26 protein-coding genes, 4 pseudogenes and 2 CRISPR repeat arrays (1 of these 32 only partly in view) are annotated in these 23,983 nt (G+C 69.2%); of the genes and pseudogenes, 6 read left to right on the forward strand and 24 right to left on the reverse strand.

Annotation, left to right across the window (positions count from 1 at the left end; genetic code table 11):
* Positions 1-133: direct repeats of the CRISPR family, unit length 30 nt; unit sequence GTTGCGACCCCTCGTAGGGGCGATGAGGAC; it begins 229 nt to the left of the window's first position.
* 230 nt (positions 134-363) lie between these two features.
* From HNP84_RS29085 to HNP84_RS29120, 11 genes and pseudogenes are all read right to left on the reverse strand, one after another.
* Positions 364-1,839 (reverse strand): SAVED domain-containing protein, encoded by a 1,476-nt coding sequence (locus tag HNP84_RS29085; protein ID WP_185053124.1) that lies wholly within the window; start codon positions 1,837-1,839, stop codon positions 364-366.
* A 146-nt stretch (positions 1,840-1,985) separates the two neighbouring features.
* A pseudogene (locus tag HNP84_RS56780) lies at positions 1,986-2,255 on the reverse strand (Mov34/MPN/PAD-1 family protein); the annotation flags it as partial.
* A 506-nt stretch (positions 2,256-2,761) separates the two neighbouring features.
* The gene (locus tag HNP84_RS56785; RefSeq protein WP_376771972.1) at positions 2,762-3,274 is read right to left on the reverse strand and encodes a ThiF family adenylyltransferase; all 513 of its coding nucleotides are present in this window, start codon (positions 3,272-3,274) and stop codon (positions 2,762-2,764) included.
* A 314-nt stretch (positions 3,275-3,588) separates the two neighbouring features.
* A CRISPR array of direct repeats spans positions 3,589-4,070; the repeat unit is 30 nt; unit sequence GTTGCGACCCCTCGTAGGGGCGATGAGGAC.
* A 169-nt stretch (positions 4,071-4,239) separates the two neighbouring features.
* Entirely contained in the window at positions 4,240-5,352 is a 1,113-nt protein-coding gene (locus HNP84_RS29100; RefSeq protein WP_246518834.1) for a tyrosine-type recombinase/integrase, read from the reverse strand.
* Between the two features lie 65 nt (positions 5,353-5,417).
* Positions 5,418-5,585: a hypothetical protein gene (locus HNP84_RS53600; protein ID WP_246518835.1), complete on the reverse strand. Its 168-nt coding sequence runs from the start codon at positions 5,583-5,585 to the stop codon at positions 5,418-5,420.
* A gap of 634 nt (positions 5,586-6,219) precedes the next feature.
* Positions 6,220-6,702: a hypothetical protein gene (locus HNP84_RS57125; RefSeq protein WP_185053127.1), complete on the reverse strand. Its 483-nt coding sequence runs from the start codon at positions 6,700-6,702 to the stop codon at positions 6,220-6,222.
* 165 nt (positions 6,703-6,867) lie between these two features.
* The gene (locus HNP84_RS56795) at positions 6,868-7,185 is read right to left on the reverse strand and encodes an aromatic-ring hydroxylase C-terminal domain-containing protein (RefSeq protein WP_376771979.1); all 318 of its coding nucleotides are present in this window, start codon (positions 7,183-7,185) and stop codon (positions 6,868-6,870) included.
* Positions 7,170-7,586, reverse strand: coding sequence for an FAD-dependent monooxygenase (locus HNP84_RS56800; protein ID WP_376771974.1), 417 nt, complete (start codon positions 7,584-7,586; stop codon positions 7,170-7,172). The genes HNP84_RS56795 and HNP84_RS56800 overlap by 16 nt, the downstream gene beginning before the upstream one ends.
* Positions 7,580-7,822 (reverse strand): FAD-dependent monooxygenase, encoded by a 243-nt coding sequence (locus HNP84_RS51365; RefSeq protein ID WP_221336880.1) that lies wholly within the window; start codon positions 7,820-7,822, stop codon positions 7,580-7,582. The genes HNP84_RS56800 and HNP84_RS51365 overlap by 7 nt, the downstream gene beginning before the upstream one ends.
* A gap of 303 nt (positions 7,823-8,125) precedes the next feature.
* Positions 8,126-8,371: a hypothetical protein gene (locus HNP84_RS29115; protein WP_185053128.1), complete on the reverse strand. Its 246-nt coding sequence runs from the start codon at positions 8,369-8,371 to the stop codon at positions 8,126-8,128.
* Positions 8,372-8,853: 482 nt separating this feature from the next.
* Positions 8,854-9,336 (reverse strand): hypothetical protein, encoded by a 483-nt coding sequence (locus HNP84_RS29120; protein WP_185053129.1) that lies wholly within the window; start codon positions 9,334-9,336, stop codon positions 8,854-8,856.
* Positions 9,337-9,406: 70 nt separating this feature from the next.
* Between HNP84_RS29120 and HNP84_RS29125 the strand changes: the two genes are divergently transcribed.
* From HNP84_RS29125 to HNP84_RS29135, 3 genes are all read left to right on the forward strand, one after another.
* Complete coding sequence (locus tag HNP84_RS29125) at positions 9,407-10,057, forward strand: hypothetical protein (RefSeq protein ID WP_185053130.1); 651 nt, start codon at positions 9,407-9,409, stop codon at positions 10,055-10,057.
* Positions 10,058-10,103: 46 nt separating this feature from the next.
* On the forward strand, positions 10,104-10,757 hold the full coding sequence (locus HNP84_RS29130) for a hypothetical protein (protein WP_185053131.1): 654 nt from the start codon (positions 10,104-10,106) through the stop codon (positions 10,755-10,757).
* Between the two features lie 279 nt (positions 10,758-11,036).
* Positions 11,037-12,050: a glycoside hydrolase family 113 protein gene (locus tag HNP84_RS29135; RefSeq protein WP_185053132.1), complete on the forward strand. Its 1,014-nt coding sequence runs from the start codon at positions 11,037-11,039 to the stop codon at positions 12,048-12,050.
* A 40-nt stretch (positions 12,051-12,090) separates the two neighbouring features.
* Here the strand turns inward: HNP84_RS29135 and HNP84_RS29140 are convergent.
* A pseudogene (locus HNP84_RS29140) lies at positions 12,091-12,435 on the reverse strand (transposase); the annotation flags it as partial.
* Between HNP84_RS29140 and HNP84_RS56805 the strand changes: the two are divergent.
* A pseudogene (locus HNP84_RS56805) lies at positions 12,432-14,465 on the forward strand (Tn3 family transposase); the annotation flags it as partial. The pseudogenes HNP84_RS29140 and HNP84_RS56805 sit on opposite strands and share 4 nt — an antisense overlap.
* 190 nt (positions 14,466-14,655) lie before the next feature.
* Here the strand turns inward: HNP84_RS56805 and HNP84_RS29150 are convergent.
* The 12 genes from HNP84_RS29150 to HNP84_RS29200 form a co-directional block, all read right to left on the reverse strand.
* A complete protein-coding gene (locus HNP84_RS29150) occupies positions 14,656-16,239 on the reverse strand; it encodes an ABC transporter permease (RefSeq protein ID WP_221336883.1) in 1,584 nt (527 codons plus the stop codon).
* A complete protein-coding gene (locus HNP84_RS29155) occupies positions 16,236-17,126 on the reverse strand; it encodes an ABC transporter ATP-binding protein (RefSeq protein ID WP_185053133.1) in 891 nt (296 codons plus the stop codon). Before HNP84_RS29155 ends, HNP84_RS29150 begins: the two co-directional genes overlap by 4 nt.
* Positions 17,123-17,749 (reverse strand): TetR/AcrR family transcriptional regulator, encoded by a 627-nt coding sequence (locus tag HNP84_RS29160; RefSeq protein ID WP_312925948.1) that lies wholly within the window; start codon positions 17,747-17,749, stop codon positions 17,123-17,125. The genes HNP84_RS29155 and HNP84_RS29160 overlap by 4 nt, the downstream gene beginning before the upstream one ends.
* Before the next feature lie 299 nt (positions 17,750-18,048).
* A complete protein-coding gene (locus HNP84_RS29165; protein WP_221336884.1) occupies positions 18,049-18,858 on the reverse strand; it encodes an arsenic resistance protein in 810 nt (269 codons plus the stop codon).
* Positions 18,859-19,095: 237 nt separating this feature from the next.
* Positions 19,096-19,320: a mercuric ion transporter MerT gene (gene merT / locus HNP84_RS29170; protein ID WP_185053135.1), complete on the reverse strand. Its 225-nt coding sequence runs from the start codon at positions 19,318-19,320 to the stop codon at positions 19,096-19,098.
* 22 nt (positions 19,321-19,342) lie between these two features.
* Positions 19,343-19,465, reverse strand: coding sequence for a hypothetical protein (locus HNP84_RS55310; protein WP_281396293.1), 123 nt, complete (start codon positions 19,463-19,465; stop codon positions 19,343-19,345).
* Between the two features lie 5 nt (positions 19,466-19,470).
* A complete protein-coding gene (locus tag HNP84_RS29175; RefSeq protein ID WP_312925924.1) occupies positions 19,471-19,956 on the reverse strand; it encodes a MerR family transcriptional regulator in 486 nt (161 codons plus the stop codon).
* A complete protein-coding gene (locus tag HNP84_RS29180; protein WP_185053136.1) occupies positions 19,953-20,342 on the reverse strand; it encodes a rhodanese-like domain-containing protein in 390 nt (129 codons plus the stop codon). The genes HNP84_RS29175 and HNP84_RS29180 overlap by 4 nt, the downstream gene beginning before the upstream one ends.
* Before the next feature lie 61 nt (positions 20,343-20,403).
* The gene (locus HNP84_RS29185; RefSeq protein ID WP_185053137.1) at positions 20,404-20,751 is read right to left on the reverse strand and encodes a hypothetical protein; all 348 of its coding nucleotides are present in this window, start codon (positions 20,749-20,751) and stop codon (positions 20,404-20,406) included.
* A 93-nt stretch (positions 20,752-20,844) separates the two neighbouring features.
* The gene (locus tag HNP84_RS29190; RefSeq protein ID WP_185053138.1) at positions 20,845-21,009 is read right to left on the reverse strand and encodes a Tn3 family transposase; all 165 of its coding nucleotides are present in this window, start codon (positions 21,007-21,009) and stop codon (positions 20,845-20,847) included.
* Between the two features lie 231 nt (positions 21,010-21,240).
* Complete coding sequence (locus HNP84_RS29195) at positions 21,241-21,429, reverse strand: hypothetical protein (RefSeq protein ID WP_185053139.1); 189 nt, start codon at positions 21,427-21,429, stop codon at positions 21,241-21,243.
* Positions 21,430-21,590: 161 nt separating this feature from the next.
* Complete coding sequence (locus HNP84_RS29200; protein ID WP_185053140.1) at positions 21,591-22,160, reverse strand: TetR/AcrR family transcriptional regulator; 570 nt, start codon at positions 22,158-22,160, stop codon at positions 21,591-21,593.
* A 91-nt stretch (positions 22,161-22,251) separates the two neighbouring features.
* On the opposite strand from HNP84_RS29200, the gene HNP84_RS29205 reads away from it, so the two are divergent.
* Together HNP84_RS29205 and HNP84_RS29215 are read left to right on the forward strand one after the other, a co-directional pair.
* A complete protein-coding gene (locus HNP84_RS29205) occupies positions 22,252-23,217 on the forward strand; it encodes a ketopantoate reductase family protein (protein ID WP_185053141.1) in 966 nt (321 codons plus the stop codon).
* Between the two features lie 258 nt (positions 23,218-23,475).
* A pseudogene (locus HNP84_RS29215) lies at positions 23,476-23,809 on the forward strand (ATPase, T2SS/T4P/T4SS family); the annotation flags it as partial.
* Positions 23,810-23,983 lie beyond the last annotated feature (174 nt).

A 23,983-nucleotide genomic window follows, 5' to 3' on the forward strand; every position in this document is an offset into this window, starting at 1 on the left:
ACGAGTCCATGCCCGGCGTCCACGGTCCTCCGCAGGGTTGCGACCCCTCGTAGGGGCGATGAGGACCCGTCATCACACAGGTCGGCATCCTGCGCCTGGCTGAGTTGCGACCCCTCGTAGGGGCGATGAGGACCCCAATGTAAAGGCGCAGGTCATGCGCCCCTTCCTCTGCCGTGGCGAGCCGCCTTTTGCAGCGAACCTCCAGTAGTGCAGGAGCCCCCGGAGGTCTGCTGCACATTCAAGATCAATACGTCGCTTTCCGGTCTGATCGTACGTCTCCATTGCACCTGCGGCCGGACTGATCCGGTCTCCTCCGGCAGCGATTCCTGAAGGACCTCGATGCCGCTATTTCCGCCCTCACTCTCAGGCATCCACAGTGAATGCCGGGGTGTAATCCCGTCCGGTACCAAGGTGCTCGTAAACGATGGTCGGCCGGAGCCGGTTCCAGCGGTGGCCCAGGAGCATGGCGAGAGCACCAGGGCCCGCCAGGAACAGGTGCAGCCTCTCGACCTGTGGCCGGCGTTCGAGTTCAGCGCGGACCGCATCGCGGGTCATCTGCGCGTACGCCACCGCTTCGCCCGCGCCGCCCACTGCTTGGTCGTGGGCGGAGCCTCGTGGAGTGAGGATTACCACCTCACTGACGGGGAGCCTCGCCATTCGCGTGTAGCCGATGACGGCTTTGGCGGGGTCCGTCGCGATACCGACCGCGACGGCAAGGTCTGTCCCGGCGTCGATCGACACGTATCGACGTTCAAGGGCGGGGACGCTGGTCCTCGCCGCGTTCGTCGACCATAGTTGCTGATACTGCAGGTAGCTGAGGGTCATTCCCCGGACGGCTGGAAGGTAGGCACCGACAAGGAAGAATGTCGCCTGGCGCAATTTGCCGCGTACGAGGATGTCTCGCTCCCCTGCGGCTTCGAGGCGTTGTGCCGCCTGAGCCAGTTCGTCGGCCATCCTCTGCCAGTCGGAGTCTTCCCGGGGGCGGTAGCGAGTCGCGGGCGTGTTCCCCTCATACAGGCCCACCCAGTCAAGGACCTCGGTGGCATCCTCCTGTTGAGGGTCGCGGTCGATCGCCTGTACGAGCAGGACGGCCCGGGGCTCGTCGGCTCGAAGAGCATGTTGGTCGATGACCTGGTGTACGTCGCCGGGCCGGATGATCCGCCGCCCGCCACGCACCCACCCCGCCACGGCGCCAAGTCCTCGCCGCACCGCGTCGTCTCCGTGCTTGAGCCCGGCCGCCAGCATCAACGCCTTCGCGCGGTCCCACTCGCTGCTGACGGTCAGGCCGGTACGGAACACAAGATGCGCGAGCATTTCCACCAGGCGCTCGCGGTCGCCTCCGACGTGCTCCCCCCACTTCTGAAGTTGTACGCCGGCGGCACTGTTCAATGGAGCGTCAGCGGCGTAGGGAACAAGAAGATCTGTCCGCCCGTCGACATGCCCGAGAAGCGGATGTGCGGGATCGAGACCGCGGTTCGTCATGAGTTCGAGAATCGGAGGCCGGTCAGGGTCATGGAGCTGCCAAAAGCTCCCGTAAAGCTTCTGTAGCAGCGATGTACCTCTCCCTGTCTGTGCCGTCATAAAGGTCTCGTCAACGGTGAGCGCTGTGTTCGTTGCCCATTTCACCTGGCCGAACCGGTCACCGAGCGCCGGCCGGCGCAGGATCACGTCATCGACATTCCCCGCACCGTTGATCTCCATCTCCAACTGGGTGACCTCACCCTCGGGCTGAATGACCCGCAAGGCGGCCACCCAGGCGATGAGATCCTGATAGTCATCTCCAGAGCGGCGCACGCCGGAGCGGGAGGCAGGACCAGCGGCTGGTGGAAGCAGCGTCATGGGGATTTTCTCCGGCTACTGGGAACGGGGCGGAAGAGCGGAGAGCAGATGTGCCCTTGGTGGGCGATCCGAGCGTCAATTCGGTCGTCCGCCCGGTGAATCAACAGTAGCAGCGGCTGCTCGTATTGGCGCAAAGCTTGCCGAATTCAATGCTCATCTTGCTTGCTAGGACCGGAACGAGCTGGATGCGTGTGCCAATCTCCGATATAACCGAGCCCAGGGTGATCAAGATCGGAAAGTCCTTGCTTTAACGCCTGCTGTGCACGTTCCTCGTCCCGGCTCCAGGTTGAGGCGGTCACACAAGGATCGGTCACTTCGGCCGCATATGGCGCCACGATATGCCCGGCATGCCACCAGCCGAGCAGCAAACCGCCTGCCTCGATTCCAGAGGCCGATGATGCAGCCGCCATTATCGTTGCCCTGACCTCCGGGTGGAGGACCGATCCCGATGCGCGGCCGGCTCACGCTACCGCCTCTCCCGCTCCCGGGAAGGCGAGGAGAGCAGGCCGACATGGGTATAGGGCGGCACCTGCTGGACACCGCGTACCTCCATCAGGGAGGCGGGCAGCGAGCACGTGCCGATGGCCTCGTCGATCACGACGCGGCAGGCCAGTTCGGCGGCGGCGATGACTGCCCCAGTCGGGAGTAGGGGAGACAGACGCCCCACAGCCCTTTTCCCATGGACGGTCATCGTCCTCGTGAGCCGGTAGAGGCGGTAGGTAGGTCTCTTTACCTCGAAGCGGAAACCGGGCGACGCGTACGATGTCGCCCTGACGTTGTACGCATGCGGACACGACGATGTGACCGCTGCATGCTCCGCTGCCAGCGGCGGTCGTCAACAGGCTGCTCGTCCGGGCACTTCCGGTGGCGTCCAGAACGACATGGTGTTCCCGTAGCAGCTCGGACGCTTCCACGAGCGTGGTCACCATGTCCATCCGCACCTCGACGCGACCCACATCGGAGTCGATGTCGGCAAGGCGGTTCCGCATGGCCTCGACCTTCCAGTTGCCGACCTGACCGGTGCCGCCAGATGGCCTACAACGTTCCCGGGGCGCAGCCGCTCATAATCGATAAGAGTGAGATGGCGAACGCCGGAGCGGAACAAGGTACCGGCCGCGAACGACCCTACGGCTCCGCACCCGACGACGGCGATCTTCGCATTCGCCAGTCCCTCGGCCGTCACTCCAGCGCGCAACTGCCGCGTCTGAGGGCTGGTGTCGGCGCTCTCGCGGGAACGTACATCGATTCCCCGGTGACTCGCCTGACCTTGAGCGCCAAGACCGAGTGCCGGCCATCTCGCCGGTAGCGGAGCAACAGATTGACGGCGCCCATGGCGATGTGCCGCGCGAGCCTGGCAGCCCGTTGGCCGAGCGTTTCCTCGATGCCCTACCTGCCCCGGACGGGCCTGAGAATCTCGCCGAGCTTGTCTACCCACGCCAGTGCCTTGTCCTTCCGTTTGCGTTCGTGAGCCCCCCTGAGGCAGTGGACCGCATCCCGACGATCACTGTGGTGGGTGTCTGCCCGGCCATGGTTCGTACGGCCTTCCCGGCCACGTCGGCAAGGTCCTCCGCGTTGTAGAGTTCGAGCGTGCTCGGGTCGGGCTTCAGATAGCGTTCAAGATCGCATGTCGTCGTCCGGCCATCCGGCCGCGCTCTGTTCCAGCCACCCGGCGATGCTCGCCAGAACCTGCTCGGCCACGAGGGGCGATGAGTGCCGGGCCAACCTTGCCGAGTATCTGAAGCGGAATAAGGTGCGACCCCTAGTAGGGGCGATGAGGACCAAGGACGTGGACGCCGAGCGGCTGCTGCCCGTCACGTTGCGACCCCTCGGAGGGATGAGGCGCACCGGTCGGCTGGCCTGGCCGGTTGCGACCCCTCGTAGGGGCGATGAGGACCTCGACGGTCACCGTGGTCAACAACATCCCGGTCCCGTTGCGACCCCTCGTAGGGGCGATGAGGACCCGGGCCCTGATCCTGGCCAAGGCCGCGCAGGCAGAGTTGCGACCCCTCGTAGGGGCGATGAGGACATGAGGACACCTTGATGGTGAGCCGTCCGTCGGCCAGCCTGTTAGGTTGCGACCCCTCGTAGGGGCGATGAGGACCGGTCACCTCGCCCTGCAGGGCCGCCAGCTCACCAGGTTGCGACCCCTCGTAGGGGCGATGAGGACCCGCCCGGGGTGGGATATCTCCACCCCAATCCGGGTTGCGACCCCTCGTAGGGGCGATGAGGACCCCAATGTAAAGGTGCAGGTCATGCGTGCCTTTCTGGCCGCTGGCGACCAGTCTTTTGCAGTGAACCTCCGGTAGTGCAGAAACCCTGGGAGGTCTGTTGCAATTTCAAGGTCAATACCGCTGGTTTCCGATCTCATCGTACGTCTCCACCGTGCCCTGCGGCGGCGACTCAGCCGGTCCCCTTCCGGTAGCGGATGCTTTCGAAGGCGTCGATGGCGCTCTCGTCCGCGTCGGGAAGGGTGTGGAGGTACTTCTCGGTCGTGGTGATGCTGCCGTGGCCGAGGCGTTCCTTCACGACCTGGAGGTCGGCGCCGCCGGCGAGAAGCCATGAGGCGTGGGCGTGTCTGAGGTCGTGGGCGCGTACGTGGAAGTCGAGGCCGGCCTTGTTCAGTGAGGGCTTCCAGATGTTGGTGCGGAACCAGTCGCGGGGGATGTGGCCGTCGGTGTCCACCACGCGCTTCTTGCGGGGCGCGTCCTTGCCCTTGGCGCGGCGTTCGGCCCGGTAGGTGGCGAAGGCCTTCTTGCAGTGGTCGCAGCGGCATTTGCCGGCGTTGTAGCCGCTGAGCGAGCCGTGCCGGTACCGGCGGCCGGCGGCGTTCGGGGCGGTGAGGCCGAGGTCGTCGGGGTCGGGCACGACGTACAGGGGTGGCGTGGTGTCCTCCTGGTCGCGGAGGCGGAACAGCAGGTCGTCCTCGCCCAGGCTCTCCGCGTCGATGTGGACGCTCAGCTTGGTGGCGATCTGCCTGCTGAGCTTGAGGCGGCGGCTCTCCTTGTCCTTCGGGTAGTCCTTGACGTGGAATCGCTTGCCCTCGGGGTGGAACTTCGGGTCGACCTGGACGACGGCGCGGCGTACCGACAGGATCCGGGTCGTGCGGTTGAGGTCCTTGACGCGCAGTTCGGTCAGCTCGCCCCAGCGCAGGCCGGTCTCGATGGCCGTCTCGATGAGGAGTTGCATGTCGGCGTTGGGCAGCGCCTGGTAGATGGTGTCGAACTGCTCCGGTGTGATGATCTTCAGTTCGGGTTTGGGGACGGTGGGGGTCTTTACGCCCTTGCAGGGGTGCAGGAAGGTGATCTGGTCGTTCAGGGCCGTGGTGAAGATGGCGCTGAGGATGTTGCGGACATGCTGGATGGTGGCCGGGGTGACGCCGTTGTTGACCATCATGGTGACCCACTCGCGGACGTGGCTGGGCAGGATCTCGGCCATGCGGAGCGGGCCGAACCAGGGCATCAGGTGTTTGCCGATCTGGTAGGTGTAGCCCTCTCGGGTGGTGGCCTCGATCATGTGATGCGGGAGCCACTCATCCAAGACATACCGCGCGAAGGTCTGGCGGCCTCGACGTGGGTCGCCTACTCGCCCCTCGGCCAGCTTGACCTCGGCTCGTTGCCAGGCTCGGTCGGCTTCCCTTTTTTGTTGGAGAATGTGCCGATGGTCTGCTTTTCGCCGCGTAGGTCGCGATATTGCGCGGTGTAGCGCGGCTTGCCGGTCTTTCCGACTCGCTTGATCGACCATCCCATGAAGGTGGGCCCTCCCCGTAGTCGAAGATCACTTGTAGGCAATTTGTAGGCAGACGGTGCGTGAGGGGGTGATATTCGGTGGCACCGTTCGACATTACAAAACGGCCTCTGACCTGCAGTTTAGTGCTTGTGACTCTGTGTGGCCAGAACCTCGTTTGAATGCCTTAACTCGCCTCATAACCCAGAGGTCGCAGGTTCAAATCCTGCCCCTGTCTACTGAGAAACACCAGGTCGCAGGCCCGGTCTCCGAAAACGGAGACCGGGCCTCTGATCGTTTGTCCGTCATTCGTCGTGGGACGAGACGTCACCCCCCGGCCTGCCCCGGCACTCCCGCGGCTTTGGCGGCCCTCACCGCCGTGTCACTTGCCAGAGGATGGCCCGAGGCGCGTTCACCGTCCACGCGGCAGGACCCGGGTCCGCGGGGGATGTCCTGGCAGGCGGCGGCCGGGGCGGTGGCCTCGTTCGTCAAGCCGGGGCTCTGGGGTTGTCGGGGGCTGGCCCGCATGTTCACGGACGAGGGGGTCACGGCCAGCGTACCGATCGAGCTTCCGTCGGGGGCACGCGTGCAGGGCGAGACGATGTCGGGCGGGTTCCGCTGCGCGGGACGGCTGGGCGCGTGCCGGTTGCGGACCGGCTACGGCGACATCCGGGTCGAGGAGGCCGGGCCGGTCCACCTGACCAGCGACAGCGGCGAGATCACCGTCGAGCGCGCGACCGGCCACGCCGAGATCGCCACCGAGTCCGGCGAGATCAGGATCCCCGAGATCGACGGCACGGCGTCCATCAGCGACGACGACGGCGAGTGCCATGTCGGCGAGATCACCGGCGACCTGCGGCTGATCGGCATCAACGGCGACATGCGGGTCGACCGCGCCCACGGCGGCGTCGAGGCGAAGAACGTGTACGGCAGCGTGCTGATCGAAGAGGTCGTGCGCGGCTCGGTGGTGCTGACGGGCACGACCGGCGACCTGGAGGCCGGCATCCGGCAGGGCACGGCCACATGGTTCGACGTGAGCACGGCCACCGGCAGGCTGCTCAACTTCCTCGGCCCCTGCGGCAGCCCCGAGGGGTTCGCCGAGGCGGCCGAGATCCGCGCCCGCAGCCACGACGGCGACATTTCGATCCGGCGGGCCCGGCAATGGAATGGCCGCCTGTCCCGCCGGCCGCGTCAGCCCTCGCACTCGCGCGGCCGGCGGTGCGGCCCTTGCCGCCTCCGCGTCCGCCCGCACCGGCCGGGACAGGTCGAGCGCGACCATGGACCCGCCGAGGTCACCAGGCGGAATCACGTCGGCCGCGTGATGGCGTCCTCGATCACCGCGACCACGCTTCGGCCGCGCCCGCCGGCACGCGTCGTTCGGTTCTCCCCGGTGGCGCAGAGTGCGGGGCAGTCGGCGTGGCAGGCGTCCACTCCGGTGCCCGCGACCGGCGGCAGCTCCCGGCCGCCGAACCGGATCAGGAGCGGACGGGCGGGCCGCAGCAGTTCGGCGACACTGGTGTGCCGCTTCCCCACGGTCAGCTTCAGGTTCGGCGCGAGCCGTCCCAGCCACGGGTGGTCGCCGGGGACCTTCGGGGCGTACCTGGTGCTCACGCCGGTCGCCATCTCGGCGAGGTACTTGCCGACCTCCGGCAGGCCGGCGAGCTCGCCGAGCAGGTCCCGCAGCGGGCCGAGACCGGGATCGCGCCGCCCGGGGATCGCCTGCGCGCACGTGTTCCGCAGCACCCGCGCCCCGGCCTCGTGCCGCTCCTGGTGGTAGCTGTCCAGCAGGCGTCCGGCGCGTGCCCGAGGGCGGTGGCCGCCGGCTTCCAGCCGAGGTTGACCGCGTCCGCCGCCGCCACGTTCACCCCGACCGCCCCCGCCGGCGGGTGGATGTGCGCCGCGTCCCCGGCCAGCACGACCCGTCCGGCGACGTAGCGGTCCGCCTGCCGGGCCGCGTCGGAGAACCGGGTGAGCCAGCGGGGATCGCGCAGCCCGACCGACCGGCCTAGTTGCTCGGTCAGCACCCGCTGGAAGTAGTCGAGCCGGACCGGCTCGTCACGGTCGGCGGGAGGCGCCGGCTCGGATCGGCGAACATGCTGTACGGCACCGTCGGCCCCTCGGCCAGGAACCGCTCGGCGATGCCACGCCGGTCCAGCAGTTCCAGGCTGCGGGCGTTGAGGTTGCACCCCCGGCAGTACGGCGAGCGCCGCGGCAGCCGGTCCACCACGCTCACCTCGACCCCGGCGAGCGCGAGAAACACGCACCACGCGAGGTGGGAGCCCCTGCGCAGAGCGAGCCCTCATGTCAGCCACACGCACGCAGCCCAAGGCCGGGAGGCGCGGTCGCATTTCCGGCCTCGGCGCCGGTCTGGCTGGGGTGATGGACCTGGAGACCCGTCCGAGCGGCGGGTGTCGAGGAGGGCGTAACCCGTGTGGACGGCTCCCTGGCCGGGAGCGGCGCGGGCGTCGGCCACCGCTCGATCGGCCTATCTGGGGAGGGGGCAGCGGCGACCGCGAGAACGCTGTGCCGCGAGGAGGGGGACCGCCTCGCGGGCCTGTGCCGGTCAGGTCGAGTAGATGGCGACGAGGCCAGTGGTGACGCCGACGGTGCCCGCGACGGTCAGTACGCAACCGGCGATCATCGCCGCGCGCAGATGCCGGTCGGTGGCGGCCAGCCAGTACAGGATGGCGATAGGCAGGAAGCCGATCATGCCGACGTGAAGGAAGGGCAGGGTCAGCGTGCCGAGCACGCCGCGCACGTCCGCCTGCACCGCCCGGTCGCCCTTAGGGGTGAGCTGGGCGTCCGCCACGCCGCCCCGCCTCCAGGCCGGGAGGTGCGGCGACCGGGAGCCCCGGCCCGCCGCCGTCGGGGACGAACGTGCCTTCGCAGTCGTAGCCGCCCCGGGAGATCGGCTCGCACACTCCACGGTGAGCGTGCCGGGTGTGCCGACGGCGCCCGCCGCGAGTCGGGTGGGCGGCACGGACAGCGGGATCGGCACCAGGCACATTCCCGGCCACCCCAGCACGATCAACACCTTGAGGATCGGCCCGGGGTCCCGGTTGCCGGAGGCGGTGACGGCGGCCGGACGCCTGGCCCTTCACGTGCGGACGTCGTCCGTGCCGCGACGACGGTGTCCGGTAGTGCCTTGATTACGTCGCCTGGTAGTGCCTCAATTGCGACGTTTGGTCATGCCCCCACGATGACGGCTCCGACTTGTGCGCCGCTTGGCCGCGGATGGAGTCCGTGAGTTAGCCGATTGATCGCATGGTGAGTCGGGTTCCGGACGACTGGTCAATGACAGCGCAGGTCGAACCCGGGTTCGTGAAATCCGTCGAAGAACTCCACGATGACGCCCTTGTACCCCTCCCGCCATGATCCGCTCGGGTTGACGTACACACTGCCGGAGAGGTCGCGGCCCTCGACACCCTCGACCGTGGTGGACTCGAAGTAGCGGGCGATCTCGGCGTCGGGCAGCTTGGTGAGCAGGGACATGCGGACCAGATAGTCGCAATGATTGCTGTTGCCCGACTGAAGACCTACCGTGCTCTGAATACTGTAATCAGCGGGCTCCGTGTCGGGCGGGAGCGGGAGCATGCTCACCCGCTCCTCCAGCCGGTCCAGTTTTTCGTTGTTCCGCCACTCTGGGACCTTGAACACCAGGACGAAGGCGACAACGCAGGCAACGATAAAAGCCAGGAGCGCCAGGCACACGAACAAGGGCCACCTGCTCCGCTGTCTCGGTAACGCCTCCGGGTCCGCCTTGGTCAGCGCCATGCCATTCTCCAGAACGCTCGTCGGTTGATCACCATTCAACAGGTGATAGTGGGCGGTAGGTTGGCGAATTATGTCACGAAGATCGCGGTTATGGTGGGCCGCGTCCCTGACCATCGCCGTCGGCGGGATGGCCGCCAGTCTGTCAACGTCGGAATTCGGCTGGATGTACTTCGGCTCCGGCGCGTCCTGTCCCGGCAGTGAGTTCTACTCCGGGGAGCAGAATCCCCTGTGGGACGTGGCCGCGTACGTACCGATCCTGTCGTATGGGGCCGTGCCGATGGTGGCCCTCGGGTTCGCCGCGCATTGGCTGGGCACGCGCGTGGGCCGCGCCCGGATCGGGCGGGTGACCGCGCGGGCCATGGCCGCCATCGCGCTTGTGGTGCATGGCGTCGGCCCGCTGGCCTTCCTCGTGGACGTGGCAGGCGACCGCGTATGTCTCTACTCCGAGTGGGGCGGGCCCGAGGGCGCCTGGTTCTCCATCGGGCCGAACGTGGTGGCCGTGGGCGCCGCGCTGTGCGTGTTCGCCGCCGTGCGCCGGCCCCGCCACCGGCTACGCGCCCTGCTGGGGAGACTGGTGCGGGCGCGCTGGGTACGGCGGACGGTCGCGTGCGGCGGCGCTGGCCGTGGTGGGGCTGGTACCGGTGGCCGACCTGGGTTCGGGTCCCATCGCCAGGGAGTGCCCGCCCATCACTCCGGACACGCCGCGGGTGCCGGTCGGTGAACAGGCGTTCCTGTGCGCCGCTCGCCGAGGTTACGGTTTCACCGCCGTGCCCGACCACGCCCTGCTCGCGTACGGCCGGGCGCAGTGCGCCGCCTACCCGCGCGTGGTGGACTACATGGACGTCATCGCATCGATCTGCCCGCCCGCCGCGGCCGACGTGCTGCGCGAGTCCAGCATCGCGGAAGCCGCGTACGCCCGCCGGGACGCCGCCGTCCAGGCCATCTGCGACCGCTCCCGGCACCGGCCCCGGATCACGCCCGTCCGTGTGGCGCGGGTCCCGGAGTTCTCTGAGGTCGGCATGGAGGCGTGGGAGGACCATGAGGACTCCGCGGAGGACGTGTCCCTCATGCACGGGGACCTGGTGGGCAGCGCGCCGGGCTACCTGTCGATCGACTTGTCCTCCGAGGCCGAGGCGTGCGTCACGGCGGAGGCGTACCGGCGCCGTCCGCCGGTGGAGGTCAAGGGCTGGGACAAGGTGATCGGGGTCGGCTACCGCAGCCCCACCGGGGACTTCGTGCTCCGGGATCCGATGGCCGAGCCCGAGCTGCCGAACCTGGCCATCGTCGGCAAGGGCCACTACCGCGTACGGGTGCACTACCGCGAACCCGACTGGGAGGCGGACACCCCGCAGCACCTGCTGGTCATGATCTATCCGGGGCGGGGTGACCGGGTCATCGACCTGAAAAAGTCCTCTTCCTGAGCAGCCCGTATCCCGGGGGCGGGACGCCACCGGGGTACGGGTGGGTGCTGGTCAGCCGATCCTGAGCCGGCCGAGGGTGAGCAGGCCGGAGTGCGTGTCCTGGGTCGTGTTGGCGAAGCGCAGGTCGTCGCCGCCGGGGAGGGGTTCACGACCCGCAGGGTGAGGTCGTAGTCGCCCTTGGCGAGGCCGCCGAGTTTGAGCTGGGTGGTCATCTCTGTGGGGGCCGCGCCGGGCTGGATGCCGGTGATCGTCCATGGGACCGTCCACCGATTGGCGTAGATGCAGCTCAGGGGAATCAACTACGACACGGGGTTCGGTGGCGCGGTCGGTGACCGGTTGCGGATCGATTTCGACCCCGATGTGATACGGCGAGAGTTGGAGATCATCGCGGCAGACCTGCACTGCGATGCGGTCCGGATCAGCGGGGACGATCCGGACCGCATCGCACTGGCCGCGCATGCCGCCGTCGATGCGGGGCTGCGGGTGTGGTTCGCGCCGTTCCCGATGGACCTGACGCCGGCGCAACTGCTGCCCTACTTCGAAAACTGTGCCAAGAGCGCGGAGGAGATCCGGGTGCGCGACCCGGAGACCGTGCTTGTGCTGGGCTGTGAGATGTCACTGTTCTGCACCGGCTTTGTGCCGGGTGCGTACCTGATGGAACGCATCCAGAACGCGATGAACCCGCAGGCCTGGGCCGGCCACACCCCCAAGATGGACTTCAACGAGATGTTGCGCGGCGTTGCCGGGGGCGCGCGGGAGCACTTCAGAGGGAAGGTCACTTATGCCTCGGGGGAGTGGGAGGACATCGACTGGTCAGGATTCGACTTCACCGCGGTCGATCTGTATCGCTCCGCGGACAACGCCGCCGAGTACCCCCGAATCGTGCGGAACTTCGGCACGCACGGAAAGCCCTTGGTGATCACGGAGTTCGGCTGCTGCACCTACCGTGGCGCGGCGGAGGCCGGTGGAACGGGCTGGACCATCGTCGACCACTCGGCGACACCCCGAGTGCTGAACGGCGACTACGTCCGCGACGAGTCCGTTCAGGTGGCGTACTTTCACGAGCTGATGGATGTCTTCGAGGCCGAGGACGTGCACGGCGCCTTCTGGTTCACCTTCGCCGGCTACGAAGCCCCGTTCGATCCCGAACCGAAGCGCGACCTCGACATGGCGAGCTACGGCGTCGTCAAAGTCCTCAAAGGACGGAAGGGTACGCGCTATCCCGACATGGCGTGGGAGCCCAAGCAGGTCTTCGACGCCCTCGCGAGCCGATTCGGCGCGCCCAGGATCTAGTGCTGTGACGGGAAACGATCACCGGGTTGGGTAACGGGCTTCAGGCTGCGGAAGCCAGAGGTCGGCCGCCCGAGCGGATGCCTTTCTCGCTGCGGATGCGGGCGCGTTCGCGGCGTTGGGCGGCCAGCACGTCGGGGTGGCGGGTGTGGGCGTTGCGCCAGCGTAGGTAGGCGTGTAGGGCGCGGGTCTGGACGGTGTGGTTGGGATGGTTGGAGTTGGCCAGGGCGAACTGGCGCAACGGTCCGAAGTGCGCCTCGATCGGATTGGCCCACGAGGCGTAGGTCGGCGTGAATAGCAGCCTGACCTTGTTCTTCTCGGCCCACGCGCGGACACGCCGGTTCTTGTGCGCCGACAGGTTGTCCAGGATCACGTAGATCGGGGCGCCGGCTGCCCCGGCTGGAGCGGGCCTCCAAGCTGGTGGCCAAGGCCGGCCGCGTCCTGGTCGACCAGCTCGACCAGCTCGACCTGGTCGACCAGGAGGGCGCGGACCTCAATGTGGCAGCGATGTGGACCGCAGTTGCCGAGATCGCCGGCGCCAGCAAGGAGCAGGTCCGTGCGGCGCTGGAAGTGGTGGAGGAGTTGGTCCCCGAGTCCGACGGCGCGGCCGAGGCGGCGATGCGGGCCGCGCTGGTGGAGAAGTACAACACGGTGCACCCGTTCCTGAGGCTGCTGGGCGAGTCCAAGGCGCTGTCAGCGGCACCGTGGGCGGCGCGTTCTGGCCGCGGTACGCCGGCTGCCGGAGCTGTTGCGGCGGCAGGTGAGCAAGAAGCCGCTGCTGCCCAAGGAGTTCGACGCCGCGCTGGTGACCGCGTCGTGGAAGCGGACGGTGTATGCCAACCCGGACCTGCCGCAGGGCGCGGTGGATCGTGACGCGTACGTGGTGTGCGTGCTGGAGCACCTGATGCGGGCCCTGACGATCAGGGACGTGTTCGCCTCGCCGTCGCTGCGCTGGGCCGACCCGCGCTCGCATCTGCTGGCCGGGGCGCAGTGGGAGGCGATCGCCGAGGACGTGCTGGCTTCCCTGTCGCTCACCGATCCCGTCCAGAAGCATCTGAACGACAAGGTCCTGGCCCTGGACGCGGCCTGGAAGCAGATGGCCGCCCGGCTGGAGGAGGCGGGCGAGGACGCGCTGGTCTCGGTGGTGACCCCGGCCGGCGGCGGGCGGGCCCGGCTGTCGGTGGAGAAGCTCGGCGCGCTCGGCGAGAGCGAGTCGCTGGCGTGGCTGCGGGCCGCCTGCCAGGCCATGTTGCCCCGCGTCGACCTGCCGGAACTGCTGCTGGAGGTGCACGCCTGGACCGGGTACGTGGACGCGTACGTGCACCTGGCCGACATCTCCACCCGCATGAACGACCTGCCGAGATCGCCGGTGGCGCTGTTGATCAGCGAGGCCTGCAACGTCGGATTGGCGCCGGTGATCAAGGCCGGGTGCCGGCGTCGGTGGACGGGCTGCGGTTCGTCGTCCCGATCAAGACCATCAACGCCGGGCCCTCGCCCAAGTACTACGGCTACAAACGCGGTATCACCTGGCTCAACGCAGTCAATGATCAAGTAACGGGGATCGGGCAGATGGTCGTGCCGGGCACCCCGCGCGATTCTCTCTACATCCTGGACTGCCTGATCAACCTGGACGCCGGGCCGAAACCCGAGGTGGTCACGACCGACCAGGCCAGCGACAGCGACATGGTGTTCGGGATCTTCTCCATGCTCGGCTACCGCTTCGCCGACCTGGGCGACCAGCGGTTCTGGCGCGCCGAGCTGTCCGACGGCACCACCAGCGCATACGGGGTGCTGGAGGCGATCGCCCGGAACAAGCTGAACACCAAGAAGGTGATCACCCAGTGGCCGGACGTGCTCCGCGTCGCCGGATCCCTGGTGACCAACCAGGTGCGCGGCTACGACCTGCTGCGCATATTCGCCCGCCAGGGCTCTCCGACGCCGCTGGGGCAGGCGTTCGCCGAGTACGGCCGTATCGACAAGACGATGCACCTACTGAGCATGCTGGACCCGATGGATTCCAGCTATCGCCGGAGCCTGGGCAAGCAGTTGTCGGTCCAGGAGTCCCGGCACCGCCTGGCCCGCAAGATCTGCCACGGCAACTCCGGCCGGATCCGGCAGGCATATCGGGAAGGCCAGGAGGACCAACTGGCAGCTCTGGGACTTGTCGTCAATGCCGTCGTGTTGTGGAACTTACGGTATCTGTCGGCGATCCTGGACCAGTTACACGCCCAGGGTGTGCCGGTCAAGGACGAGGACGTGGCGCGGCTGTCCCCTCTGGGCCACGCCCACCTCAACTGCCCGGGCCGCTACGCGATCGCTTCCTCGGCCCCGGACAAGGGCCTGCGGCCGCTCGGCGCGGCGGCGCTGCCCGAGGTCAGTGCCGCCAGCGCCACTGTCGTGGACCAGGACGGCGTCTGAAGCGCCGACCGTTCGCATCCCGGTGACGTGAAGTGGCCGCTGGTGATGTCGGCGGTCGGTGATCTCTTTGTTGTCGATGCCATCCACGGCCGAGCAACGGTGGCCAGGTTCACCACGCGGACGCCGCCGTCCTGCGTCCAGAAGACGAACACCGCTGCCTGTCGGCCATCAGCGCCTCTCTGGGGCTGATTCAGGCGGAGGGCATCAGGTCACGGCGGCGCAGGAACGCCAGCCCCGCCGCGGTCAGGGTGATGGCCACCACAGTCAGCCCTAGCAGTGGCGCTGCTGGTGACGAGGCGCCGCCCAGTAGCATCGCCGGCACGTGCATGAACGGCGAGAGGTCGAGGATGATCCCGGTGGCCAGCTTGAACTCCGCCAGCAGATCCACGACCAGGAAGAGACCGAGCGCGGTCCAGCTCACGGCCGCCGCCAGCCGTGGCAACAGGCCGAACATCAGCGTCGCGATCCCGGCCACGGTCCAGACCGCGGGCAGGTAGGCCAGCGTAGCCCCGGTGACGCGGGCCACGTCGCCGTCGAAGGTGAGCCCCGCCACCGCGCCCAGCACGGTCAGCAGCAGCACCGGGCTCATGACGGCGAACACCAAGTGGCTCAGCGCCCAGCGCAGCCGGCCGACGGGGGTGGACAACAGCAGCTCGGCCCGGCCCGCCGCCTCCTCCGCACGGGCGCGCAGCGCCGACACCAGCGCCGCTCCCGCGACGAGCTGGCTGAGCACGTACATCACGAACGTGAAGAACACATCCGAGAGCCCGGCCTCGGCGCCACCGAGGGTCGCGGCCAGCTCCCGGAACTGCGGCGTGTCCAGCTGGGTGTTCAGCCCGCGCGCCGCCACGCCGAGCAGGGCGCCCAGCGCTCCGAATCCGATCGCGAAGCCCGCCAGGGTGCCGCGATGCAGGCGAGCGGCCAGGCCGAACGCGCCCGGCAAAGTTCCCTCGGCGGGTCCGGGGCGGGCGGGAATCAGGCCGCCGGCCACGTCACGCCGCGTGGACAGCGCGAACGCCGCCGCCGCCAGCGCGGTGACGAACACCGCGATCAGCCCCAGCACCCACCACTGGTCGCCGGCGTAGGGTTTGGTCAGCCGGACCCAGCCGAACGGCGTCAGCCACGCCAGCCAGCCGATGCCGCCGGTGTCGGCCAGCGAGCGCAGCGCGAACAGCAGGCCGCCGATGGCGATCGCGATGCCGCGCGCCGTACCGGAGGACGCGGTGAGCTGCCCGGTGATGGCGGCCACGGCCGCGAACGCCCAGCCGCCCGCGGCCGTGGACAGCCCGAACAGCAGCGAGGAACCCGCGGGCAGGCCGCCCGCGACCAGGGCGGGCATCGACAGCAGACCGTGCAGCAGGTTGGCGGCCAGCACGACCGCGAGCGCGGCGGCCAGCGGGGCGTGACGGCCGATGACACCCGAGGCCAGCAGTTCGCGCCGGCCGGTCTCCTCCTCGACGCGGGTGTGCCTGATCATCAGCAGGATGCTGATGAGCCCGCCGAACAGCGCGAGAGAGGAGCCGAGCGTCCACGCGGTCAGGCCGCCAACGCTCGCGTCATAGATGGGGCCGCGCATGGCCAGCTGCGCGGGGTTGCTCGCCGAGGCCGCCGCGAAGGAGTCGCGGGCGGCCTGGTCGGCGTACAGGTCGGTGGTGGCGGAGGCGATGCTCGCCGGCAGCAGCGCGGTGATCACGATCCACACCGGCAGCAGGACGCGGTCCCTGCGCAGGATGAGCCGGATCAGTGTCCCGGTGCCGGTCATGGTGCCGGTCATCTGGCGGCTCCCTCGTAGTGGCGCAGGAACAGTTCCTCCAGCGTCGGCGGCTGCGTGGTCAAGGTGCGTACGCCCGCTCTGGCGAGCTCGGCGAGCACCGCGGTGAGCGCGTCACCGTCGACCTGGCAGCGCAGCCGCGCGCCGTCCACGGTCAGGTTGTGTACGCCGGGCAGGGTGGCCAGCCCGGGAGCGGGCCCGATCAGCTCGGCGGTCACCGACGTGCGGGTGAGGTGGCGCAGGTCGGCGAGGGTGCCGGACTCGACGGTACGGCCGGCGCGGACGATGCTGACGCGGTCGCACAGCGTCTCCACCTCCGACAGGATGTGGCTGGACAGCAGCACCGTGCGGCCGTCGCGCTTCTCCCGCAGGACACACTCGTTGAAGACCGCCTCCATGAGCGGGTCCAGGCCCGAGGTCGGCTCGTCCAGGATCAGCAGTTCGACGTCGGAGGCGAAGGCGGCCACCAGCGCCACCTTCTGCCGGTTGCCCTTGGAGTAAGTGCGGCACTTCTTGCGCGGGTCGAGCTCGAAGCGCTCCAGCAGCTCGGCGCGCTGCCTGGGGTCCAGGCCGCCACGGGCCCTGCCCAGCAGGTCGATGACCTCGCCGCCGGTCAGCGAGGGCCACAGGGTGACGTCGCCGGGCACGTAGGCGAGCCTTCGGTGCAGTTCGGTGGCGTCGCGCCAGGGGTCGCCGCCGAGTAACGCGACCTGGCCGCCGTCGGCGCGCATCTGGCCGAGCAGGATACGTATCGTGGTGGTCTTGCCGGCACCGTTGGGCCCGAGGAAGCCGTGCACCTCGCCCGTCTTGACGGTGAGGTCGAGCCCGTCCAGGGCCCTGGCCCGGCCGAAGCTCTTGACCAGGCCCCCCACGTGCACTGCGGCGTTCATCGTTGTCCCTCGACCTTCTCCAGGCCCGTCCGCGCCTGGTCGAACAGCTCGCGGCCGAGGAATTCCGGTCTGATCAGATCGAGCTGGGCCTTGCCGACGCGTAGCGCGCCTTGCGGGGCGTACAGGTCCGTGCCCAGCGCGCGGGAGACGTGCTCGTGCAGCACCGTGATGCCGAGCTTCATCGCGGTCAGTACGGTCGCGCGGGCGCGATGGTCGGCCTCGGAGCGGTCGTCGTCGGCGAGATGCTCCTCCGTCACGCTGACGAGTTCGTCGAACATGGCGGCGGCTGCGGGGGAACCGTCCACCAGCGCGCGGCCGAGGTATTTCATCAAGGGCGGCGCGGTTCGGTGGACGTTCTCGATGAATTCGGGCTTGTCCAGGTTGTGGTCGGTGACGCCGACGGTGACCTGCTCGCGCAGGTAGCTGAGGACGTACTCGTCGCAAGCCTGTCTCAGCGCTTCCTTGGTGCCGAAGTGGTGCTGCACCAGGCCGGGCGAGACTTTTGCGGCCTCGGCGATCCCACGGATGGTGGTGGCCTTGACCCCCTGCTCGGCGAACAGCGCCATCGCGGCGTCGCGGATGCGGGCGCGCGTCGTCAGGTCCTCTTCAGAAATTGGTCGCACGTCCAAGAGTCTATACAAACGTATCGGTCGCCATACGAACGTTCAGCACATCAACCACCACAAGTCGCGATCTCCGGCTTGCGCATCTGGGGCACCCTTGGCGAAGGTCTCACTTTGGCGGGAGATGTCTCCGTGCGAGACCGGGGCAGTGTCGCCGCCGCTCCATCCCGTTGACCGCCGCGCGACGTATGGAGCCGCTACACCGCCGGGCAACACGGATGGTCACAACTCGCGACAGTTGCATAGGCGGGCCCACCAGTACGGGTACGGCGCCCAAAGAGGTTTCGGGATAACTGTTGTTATCTGGCCAGTGGTTTGGTCAAGCCACCCGCGCGTGAACGCCTCGGAACATGCGCGGCCGGCAGCGCCAGCGCGAGCGGCAGCACGACCAGGGAGTTGCGGGTGGCGCCGGTGAACACGATCGCCCGCGCGGCCGGTACGTCCAGCCGGAACAGGCGGCCGACAGCGAGGCCGGCGACGGCCATCACGACCAGGAACAGCACGTAGAACGGCACCACGGCGGCGACCGCGGCCAGGTTGCCGTCCAGCTTGGGCACCTGGGAGGCGACCACCGTGATCAGGGTGGCCGCCATCAGCGGCACCATCGCCGTCCCCGCCCCGTGGGCGACCGCGCGCCCGGCCGGGCGGCGGGCCGCCCACGCCTGGGTGGGCCAGGCCAGCGCCAGCGGGACGACGATCAGCACCACAAACGCCTCGACGAACGGCCCCGGCTCGACGATGTGGGTCAGCTCGGCGCCCATGAACGCCACCAGCAGCACCGGCAACGCGACCATCTGGGCGAGCAGCAGCAGCGGCGTGGCGGCCAGCAGCCGCCGGCTGTCTCCTCCGGCCAGCCGGGAGAAGACGATCACGTAGTCGACGCACGGTGTCAGCAGCACCAGCAGCACGTCGAGGCGCACCGCCTGGTCGGCGGGCAGGAAGGCGAACATCGCCGCGACCACCAGCGGCACCACGGCGAAGTTCACCACCAGCGCGGCCGCCAGGAACCGACCCGCCCGTAGCGAGCGCACCAGTTCGGCCGCGGGCACTTGCAGGAACGTCACATACAGCAGAGCCGCCAGCACGGGGTTGATCGCATGCTCCAGCACCGGCCCCAGCCCCGGGGCGGCCCACCCCGCCACGGCCCGGCGGCGATCGGCCCCACGCAGATGGCGACCTGGTGCCGCTCCATCCCCGCCACCAGCCCCGCTGCCGGGCCGGGCACCTGCTGTGCCTGTTGCGTCACCGCTCGTCTCCCGCTCGTGCCGTCCCATCGCCCGAGGTGACGGTACCGGCGCGGCCTGACCGGCGCAGGGCCGGGGGCGCGGAGCGTGCCGAGGTTGAGGTCAGCACCCGCAGCTGCTCCCACCACAGCCGCAGCCGGCTCCCATGACCACCCTGGCCGTGCGTGAGGTGCGGCGGCGGTGCAGCCACCACATGCCCGCCGCAGCGGCGATCAGCAGCCCGGCCACGGCCAGCAACGTCTGTTCGGCCAGCGCGGCACCGGCACCGGTGAGCAGCCCGGCGCCGATCAGCACCGGCAGGCCGCAGCAGGCCGCGCACGCCAGCACGGCCAGAGCGGCGGTGACCTTACTAGCGCAGCGGCGGCCCGCCACCCTCGTTGGTGCCGCGCTCGCCCGGCCCGCTGCCGCGTCCGGCGAGAGGGACGGTGACGGGCCCGGCGGTGGACGCGCGGTCGTCGTGATCGGTGCTCACAGTGGTCAGCTCTCCTTGGGGGCGTTGGGGGCGTTGGGGGCACGGTGGCCTTCGGCCAGGTCGGCGAACGGCAGCGGACAGTCGGGGCAGGTGCAGTGGGTCAGGCTGTCGCAGCCCGCGCTGACCACCTGGACGAGCGCCGCCCGGATGGTGGTCAAGTCGGCGATCTTCGCCTCCACCTCGGCGATCTTGGCCTGGGCGCGCTCGCGCAGGTCCGGGGTGGGGTGCCCGCGCCTGCCGGTGTCCAGGAGCTCGGCCACCTCCTCCAGAGTGAAGCCGAGCCGCTGCGCCGCCTTGATCACCGTCAGCAGGGTGACGGTCTCAGGCGGGTAGGCACGATGCCCGCCGGGGCTGCGCGCCGGTTCGGCGATCAGCCCCCGGCGCTCGTAGTAACGCAAGGTCTGCAGGTTGACCCCGGCCTGCTCGGCCACCTGCCCGCTGCGCAGATACGACTCGCCCGGACCACCTTGCAGCACGATGTCCTGCCTCACGACGGCCGCCCCGCCACGGCGGCCGCGTCGCTGATCGTGCTCACGGTCGTGGGCGTGCTCGCGCGGCTGCCCTCGAACGCCAGCCCGGCCTGCGCCCAATCCTTCTTGCCGCCCGTGTAGACGCGCACGTCGGCGTACCCGAGCCGGACGAACGCCGCAGCGGCTATCTTCGAGCGGTTGCAGTACGGGCCCGAGCAGTAGACCACCACCGGGGCGGCCCGATCGGGCGCCACCAGCCCGGCCAGCTCGGCCGACACCTGATCCGGCACGTTGCGCGCGCCAGGCAGGTGCTCGGCGGCGAAGGCGTCGGCCGGTAGCGCCTCCACCAGTTGCACGTCCCCGCTGTCCAGCAGCGCGAGCAGGTCCTCGCACGTGATGCGCTCCATCACCAACCTCCTGTCCCGGCCGCGTTCTGTGGCCGGCTCACCAGCGCCTGACCCGAGCGCCTCACGCCGGTGCCGCCGCGCCGGCGCGCTCGGCCAGTGCGTCCAGCACCTCGACGTGCTCGGCCGGGACCGTTACCTCCAGCGCCAGACCGCCGTCGGCGATGGTCAGGGTGAAGGTGAAGAAGGAGCAGCAGCCGTTCTCCCGCGCGGCCAACTCGGCGGCCCGGGCGGCGTGCTCCGGGCCGAAGACGAGCTCCAGCCGCAGCCGCGTCGGCGCGAGCCGCACGACCGTTTGCACCGCGTCGGCGAACAAGGCGTCGAACTCGGCCACCCGCAGCGGCTGCTCGGCGGTGGGCAGAGTGCACGCGGAGGGAGCCCACCCCAGGTCAAGGGCGACGTTCTGTGTCATACCTCGACGGTAAACCTGTACCTAGGTACCGGATGCAAGTCCTGCGGCCGGCCGGTTCTCCCACCGCAAGAACCCGACCGCCGGGGGATTCGCTCAGGCCGCGGTGAGGTCGAGCCGGGTGTCCATGTCCAGCCGGAACCGGCCGTAGGGGTTCAGGTGAGCCCAGAACAGCGGGCTGAGCGCACGCCGGTCCTCCTCCGTCAGCTTGCCGGCCCACTGCGGATCTCGCAGAACGGCCTGAAGGAGCTGGGCCAGCACCCTCCACCAGCGTCCACGCGCTGATCAGCTCATCCTGTTCCCAGTCGGTACGCACCTCGGAGCTCCTCCCCAGACCGGCGCTATCAGCGGCCCGATCACCATGGAGGAGCTCGAAGGGGTTACCGGAAGGTATGCACTACCTGAGATAACTACGTGACTGGAACCGATAACTAACTCTTCGCATATCCCTCATTGACCCTCAGGACTGGCCGGGGTGGCGGCTCGCCGTAGCTATAGGAGGTCCAGGCCGTCGTGCCCGAGACCATCGGCGATCCAGGTGGCGAAGCGCTGCGGATGCCGGGAGATCTTGGCGGTGACCTCCAGCGAGCGGACCCCGCGCACGGCCAGATCGAGGTGGCGCTCGATCCAGGCGGGCAGGCTGTCGTCGGCCGAATCGAGCCGGTCGGGGAGCCCGACCACCTTTCGTGAAGTGATTTCGGCGCGATCCGGTCCGGCGTGCGGGGACGCCGAGCTGGGGGTGGGGGACGGCATGGGCCAGGTTACTTAACGGAAGGGTGGTTTCCTGAAGAGAACTGGCGGCCCTGGGAAGAGGTGGCGGGCGTTGGCCATCCGAAGTTTGGTCATAGGGGGCGGCGCAGCCCGTCCAGTACGAGGGTGATGACGTCGTCGGCCTCGGCCCGCCAGTTGGGACGGTCATGGGCCGCGCCGATGCCGTGCAGCGCCATCATCACGGCACCGGCACCCACGTCGTCGCGAACGGCGCCGTCCCGCACGGCGGCGGCCACCAGGTCGGTGACAGCTTGCTCCAGTGCCCGGCTGCCCTTGGCGAGGGTACCCGAGCGATCGGCCATGAGCGTGGCCAGCGTCCGGGCCAGGCCCTCGTGGGCGGCTATGTGGTCGACCATGCCGCGCAGGAAGGTCGCCAACGCCTCTGCCGCGGGCAGTGTGGCCTGTAGCCGGCGGGCGCGGTCGCACAGCGCGGCGACTTCCCCGTGGTAGACCGCCTCGGCCAGTGCTTCCCGGGTGGGGAAGTGGCGGTACAGCGTGCCGGTGCCCACCCCGGCCAGGCGAGCGAAGTCATCGAAGCGCAGGTCGAAGAAGTCGCCGGCGTCCAAGATCTCCCTGGCCTTGGCGAGCAGGGCCTCGCGGTTGCGCCGGGCGTCGGCCCGCAGCGGCTTGTCGGCGGTCATGCGCTCCCTCGCGTTGACAACTGGAGATGACCTCCATATTTTCGGAAAGTGGAGATGACCTCCAAATCGATCGTACCCCACGAGGTGCAGCGTGAAGATCCTGATGTTCGGCCGAGGCGTGATCGCCACCGTCTACGGCTGGGCCCTGCAACGGGCCGGGCATGACGTCGAGTTCTACGTCCGGCCGGGCCGCGCCGCCACGTACGGAGACGCGGTGGATCTCAACCTGCTCGATACGCGGCGCCGGGTGTGGGGGCAGCGCGTCGTCGAGAAGTGGCCGGTGCGCTACCGCGAGGCGCTGGAGCCGGACCACGACTTCGACCTGATCGTGCTCAGCGTGCCGCACCACCGCCTTCCGGAGGCGACGGCCTTCCTGTCCCCGCGTGTCGGCCAGGCCACAGTGCTGGTCTTCGGCAACATCTGGACCGAGCCGCTGGCCGCGATCGGCGCACTCCCGCCCGACCAGATCGCCTGGGGCTTTCCCCAGGCCGGTGGCGGTTTCGGCGCGGACGGCGTGCTCCGGGGGGCGCTGCTGCCGTCGGTCATCTTCGGCACCCTCGGCCAGCCCCCGACCGACCGGGAGCGGGCCGTGCGCCAGGCGTTTCGCGACGCCGGGCTCCGGATTAAGGAGCAGCCTGACATCCGCGGCTGGCTGTGGGTCCATTTCGTGTCGGATGCCGGCCTGTCCTCGCAGGGCCTGCGGCTGGGTTCCCTGTCCAAGCTGGCCGGGGCAACGGGCGACCTGCGCGAGGCGCTGCTGGCCGGCCGCGAACTGCTGCCGCTCCTCACGGCGCGCGGCCTTGACCTGCGACGCCACCGGGGCGGTGTGCTGCTGTTCCGGGCGCCCACCTGGCTGACGGCCCCCGCGCTCGCCTGGCTGACTGCTCATGTCGCGCTTGCGCGCGTGAGTCTTTCGGCGCACTCCGACCCCGACGCCGAGGAGCCGCGTGAGATCTGCCGAGACACCCTGGCCGAAGCACGACGGCTGGGCATCTCGGTACCGCGACTGGAAGCGGCGGAACCGAACTTCGCCCGTGAGGGGACGGGTCGAGTCTGAATCCATCGATGTTGTCGGTCCCGGTGGTCCATCGCGGTTGCTTGGTCCGCCGCATCCCAGAGCCGAAGCCGGTCGCACCGGTCGACCGACTGCCGTTCACACACGGCCTTTCGCTGTCCAGCCTCTATCGCCTGTCCGTGACGTCGTGGAAGGAAAATCATGACTACCGCCGAGAAGCACGAGTTCCCCATGGCCCGTACGTGCCCGTTCGCGCCGCCGCCGGCGTACGAAGAGATCCGCGAGGAAGAGCCGGTCTCGCGGGACCTCGTGCGCCAGGCCCTGCGCATGCGTCCCGACCGCCTGGTGGTGGGCGAGGTAGGGGAGCGGAGGTGGTAGACCTCCTGGCGGCGCTCAACACCGGCCACGAAGGCGGCTGCGGCACCTGCACGCCAACACCGCGGCCGACGTCCCAGCCCGCTTGGAGGCTCTGGGCTGTGCCGCCGGCCTGAGCGGGCAGGCCGTGCACAGCCAGCTGGCCGCGGCGCTTGACGTGGTGATCCATCTGACCCGCGGCCGTCAGGACGGCAGGCGCCGCCCCCTTGCCGCCGGTGGTGGGCCCACCACAACCGCCGACTCCGCCGCACCTGCGTGAACATCGTCAGCTCTAGAGCACACCCATCGCGGCCGTGCGGCACGCTGGGCGGGGCCGTGTGATCGCCCTGGTCAGCGGCATGACCATCCCTTTCTCTCGTACTTGGTCTGCCCCCGTAGAACGCGATCCCGTCGACGACGGCGGCGTGCGGCTGTTCGCCGACACCTCCTGCAG

Source organism: Thermocatellispora tengchongensis, assembly GCF_014202315.1.
Lineage (GTDB): Bacteria > Actinomycetota > Actinomycetes > Streptosporangiales > Streptosporangiaceae > Thermocatellispora > Thermocatellispora tengchongensis.

Bases quoted from the DNA above. Each gene is read 5' to 3' on its own strand.
- HNP84_RS29135 (WP_185053132.1), top strand. From the start codon at position 11,037: ATGCAGCTCAGGGGAATCAACTACGACACGGGGTTCGGTGGCGCGGTC.
- HNP84_RS29100 (WP_246518834.1), bottom strand. From the start codon at position 5,352: ATGATCGAGGCCACCACCCGAGAGGGCTACACCTACCAGATCGGCAAA.
- HNP84_RS29200 (WP_185053140.1), bottom strand. From the start codon at position 22,160: ATGACCGCCGACAAGCCGCTGCGGGCCGACGCCCGGCGCAACCGCGAG.
- HNP84_RS56795 (WP_376771979.1), bottom strand. From the start codon at position 7,185: ATGGCGACCGGCGTGAGCACCAGGTACGCCCCGAAGGTCCCCGGCGAC.
- HNP84_RS29185 (WP_185053137.1), bottom strand. From the start codon at position 20,751: ATGACACAGAACGTCGCCCTTGACCTGGGGTGGGCTCCCTCCGCGTGC.
- HNP84_RS29125 (WP_185053130.1), top strand. From the start codon at position 9,407: ATGTCACGAAGATCGCGGTTATGGTGGGCCGCGTCCCTGACCATCGCC.
- HNP84_RS29085 (WP_185053124.1), bottom strand. From the start codon at position 1,839: ATGACGCTGCTTCCACCAGCCGCTGGTCCTGCCTCCCGCTCCGGCGTG.
- HNP84_RS29155 (WP_185053133.1), bottom strand. From the start codon at position 17,126: ATGAACGCCGCAGTGCACGTGGGGGGCCTGGTCAAGAGCTTCGGCCGG.
- HNP84_RS53600 (WP_246518835.1), bottom strand. From the start codon at position 5,585: ATGGGATGGTCGATCAAGCGAGTCGGAAAGACCGGCAAGCCGCGCTAC.
- HNP84_RS57125 (WP_185053127.1), bottom strand. From the start codon at position 6,702: ATGTCGCCGTCGTGGCTGCGGGCGCGGATCTCGGCCGCCTCGGCGAAC.
- HNP84_RS29120 (WP_185053129.1), bottom strand. From the start codon at position 9,336: ATGGCGCTGACCAAGGCGGACCCGGAGGCGTTACCGAGACAGCGGAGC.
- HNP84_RS29180 (WP_185053136.1), bottom strand. From the start codon at position 20,342: ATGGAGCGCATCACGTGCGAGGACCTGCTCGCGCTGCTGGACAGCGGG.
- HNP84_RS29150 (WP_221336883.1), bottom strand. From the start codon at position 16,239: ATGACCGGCACCATGACCGGCACCGGGACACTGATCCGGCTCATCCTG.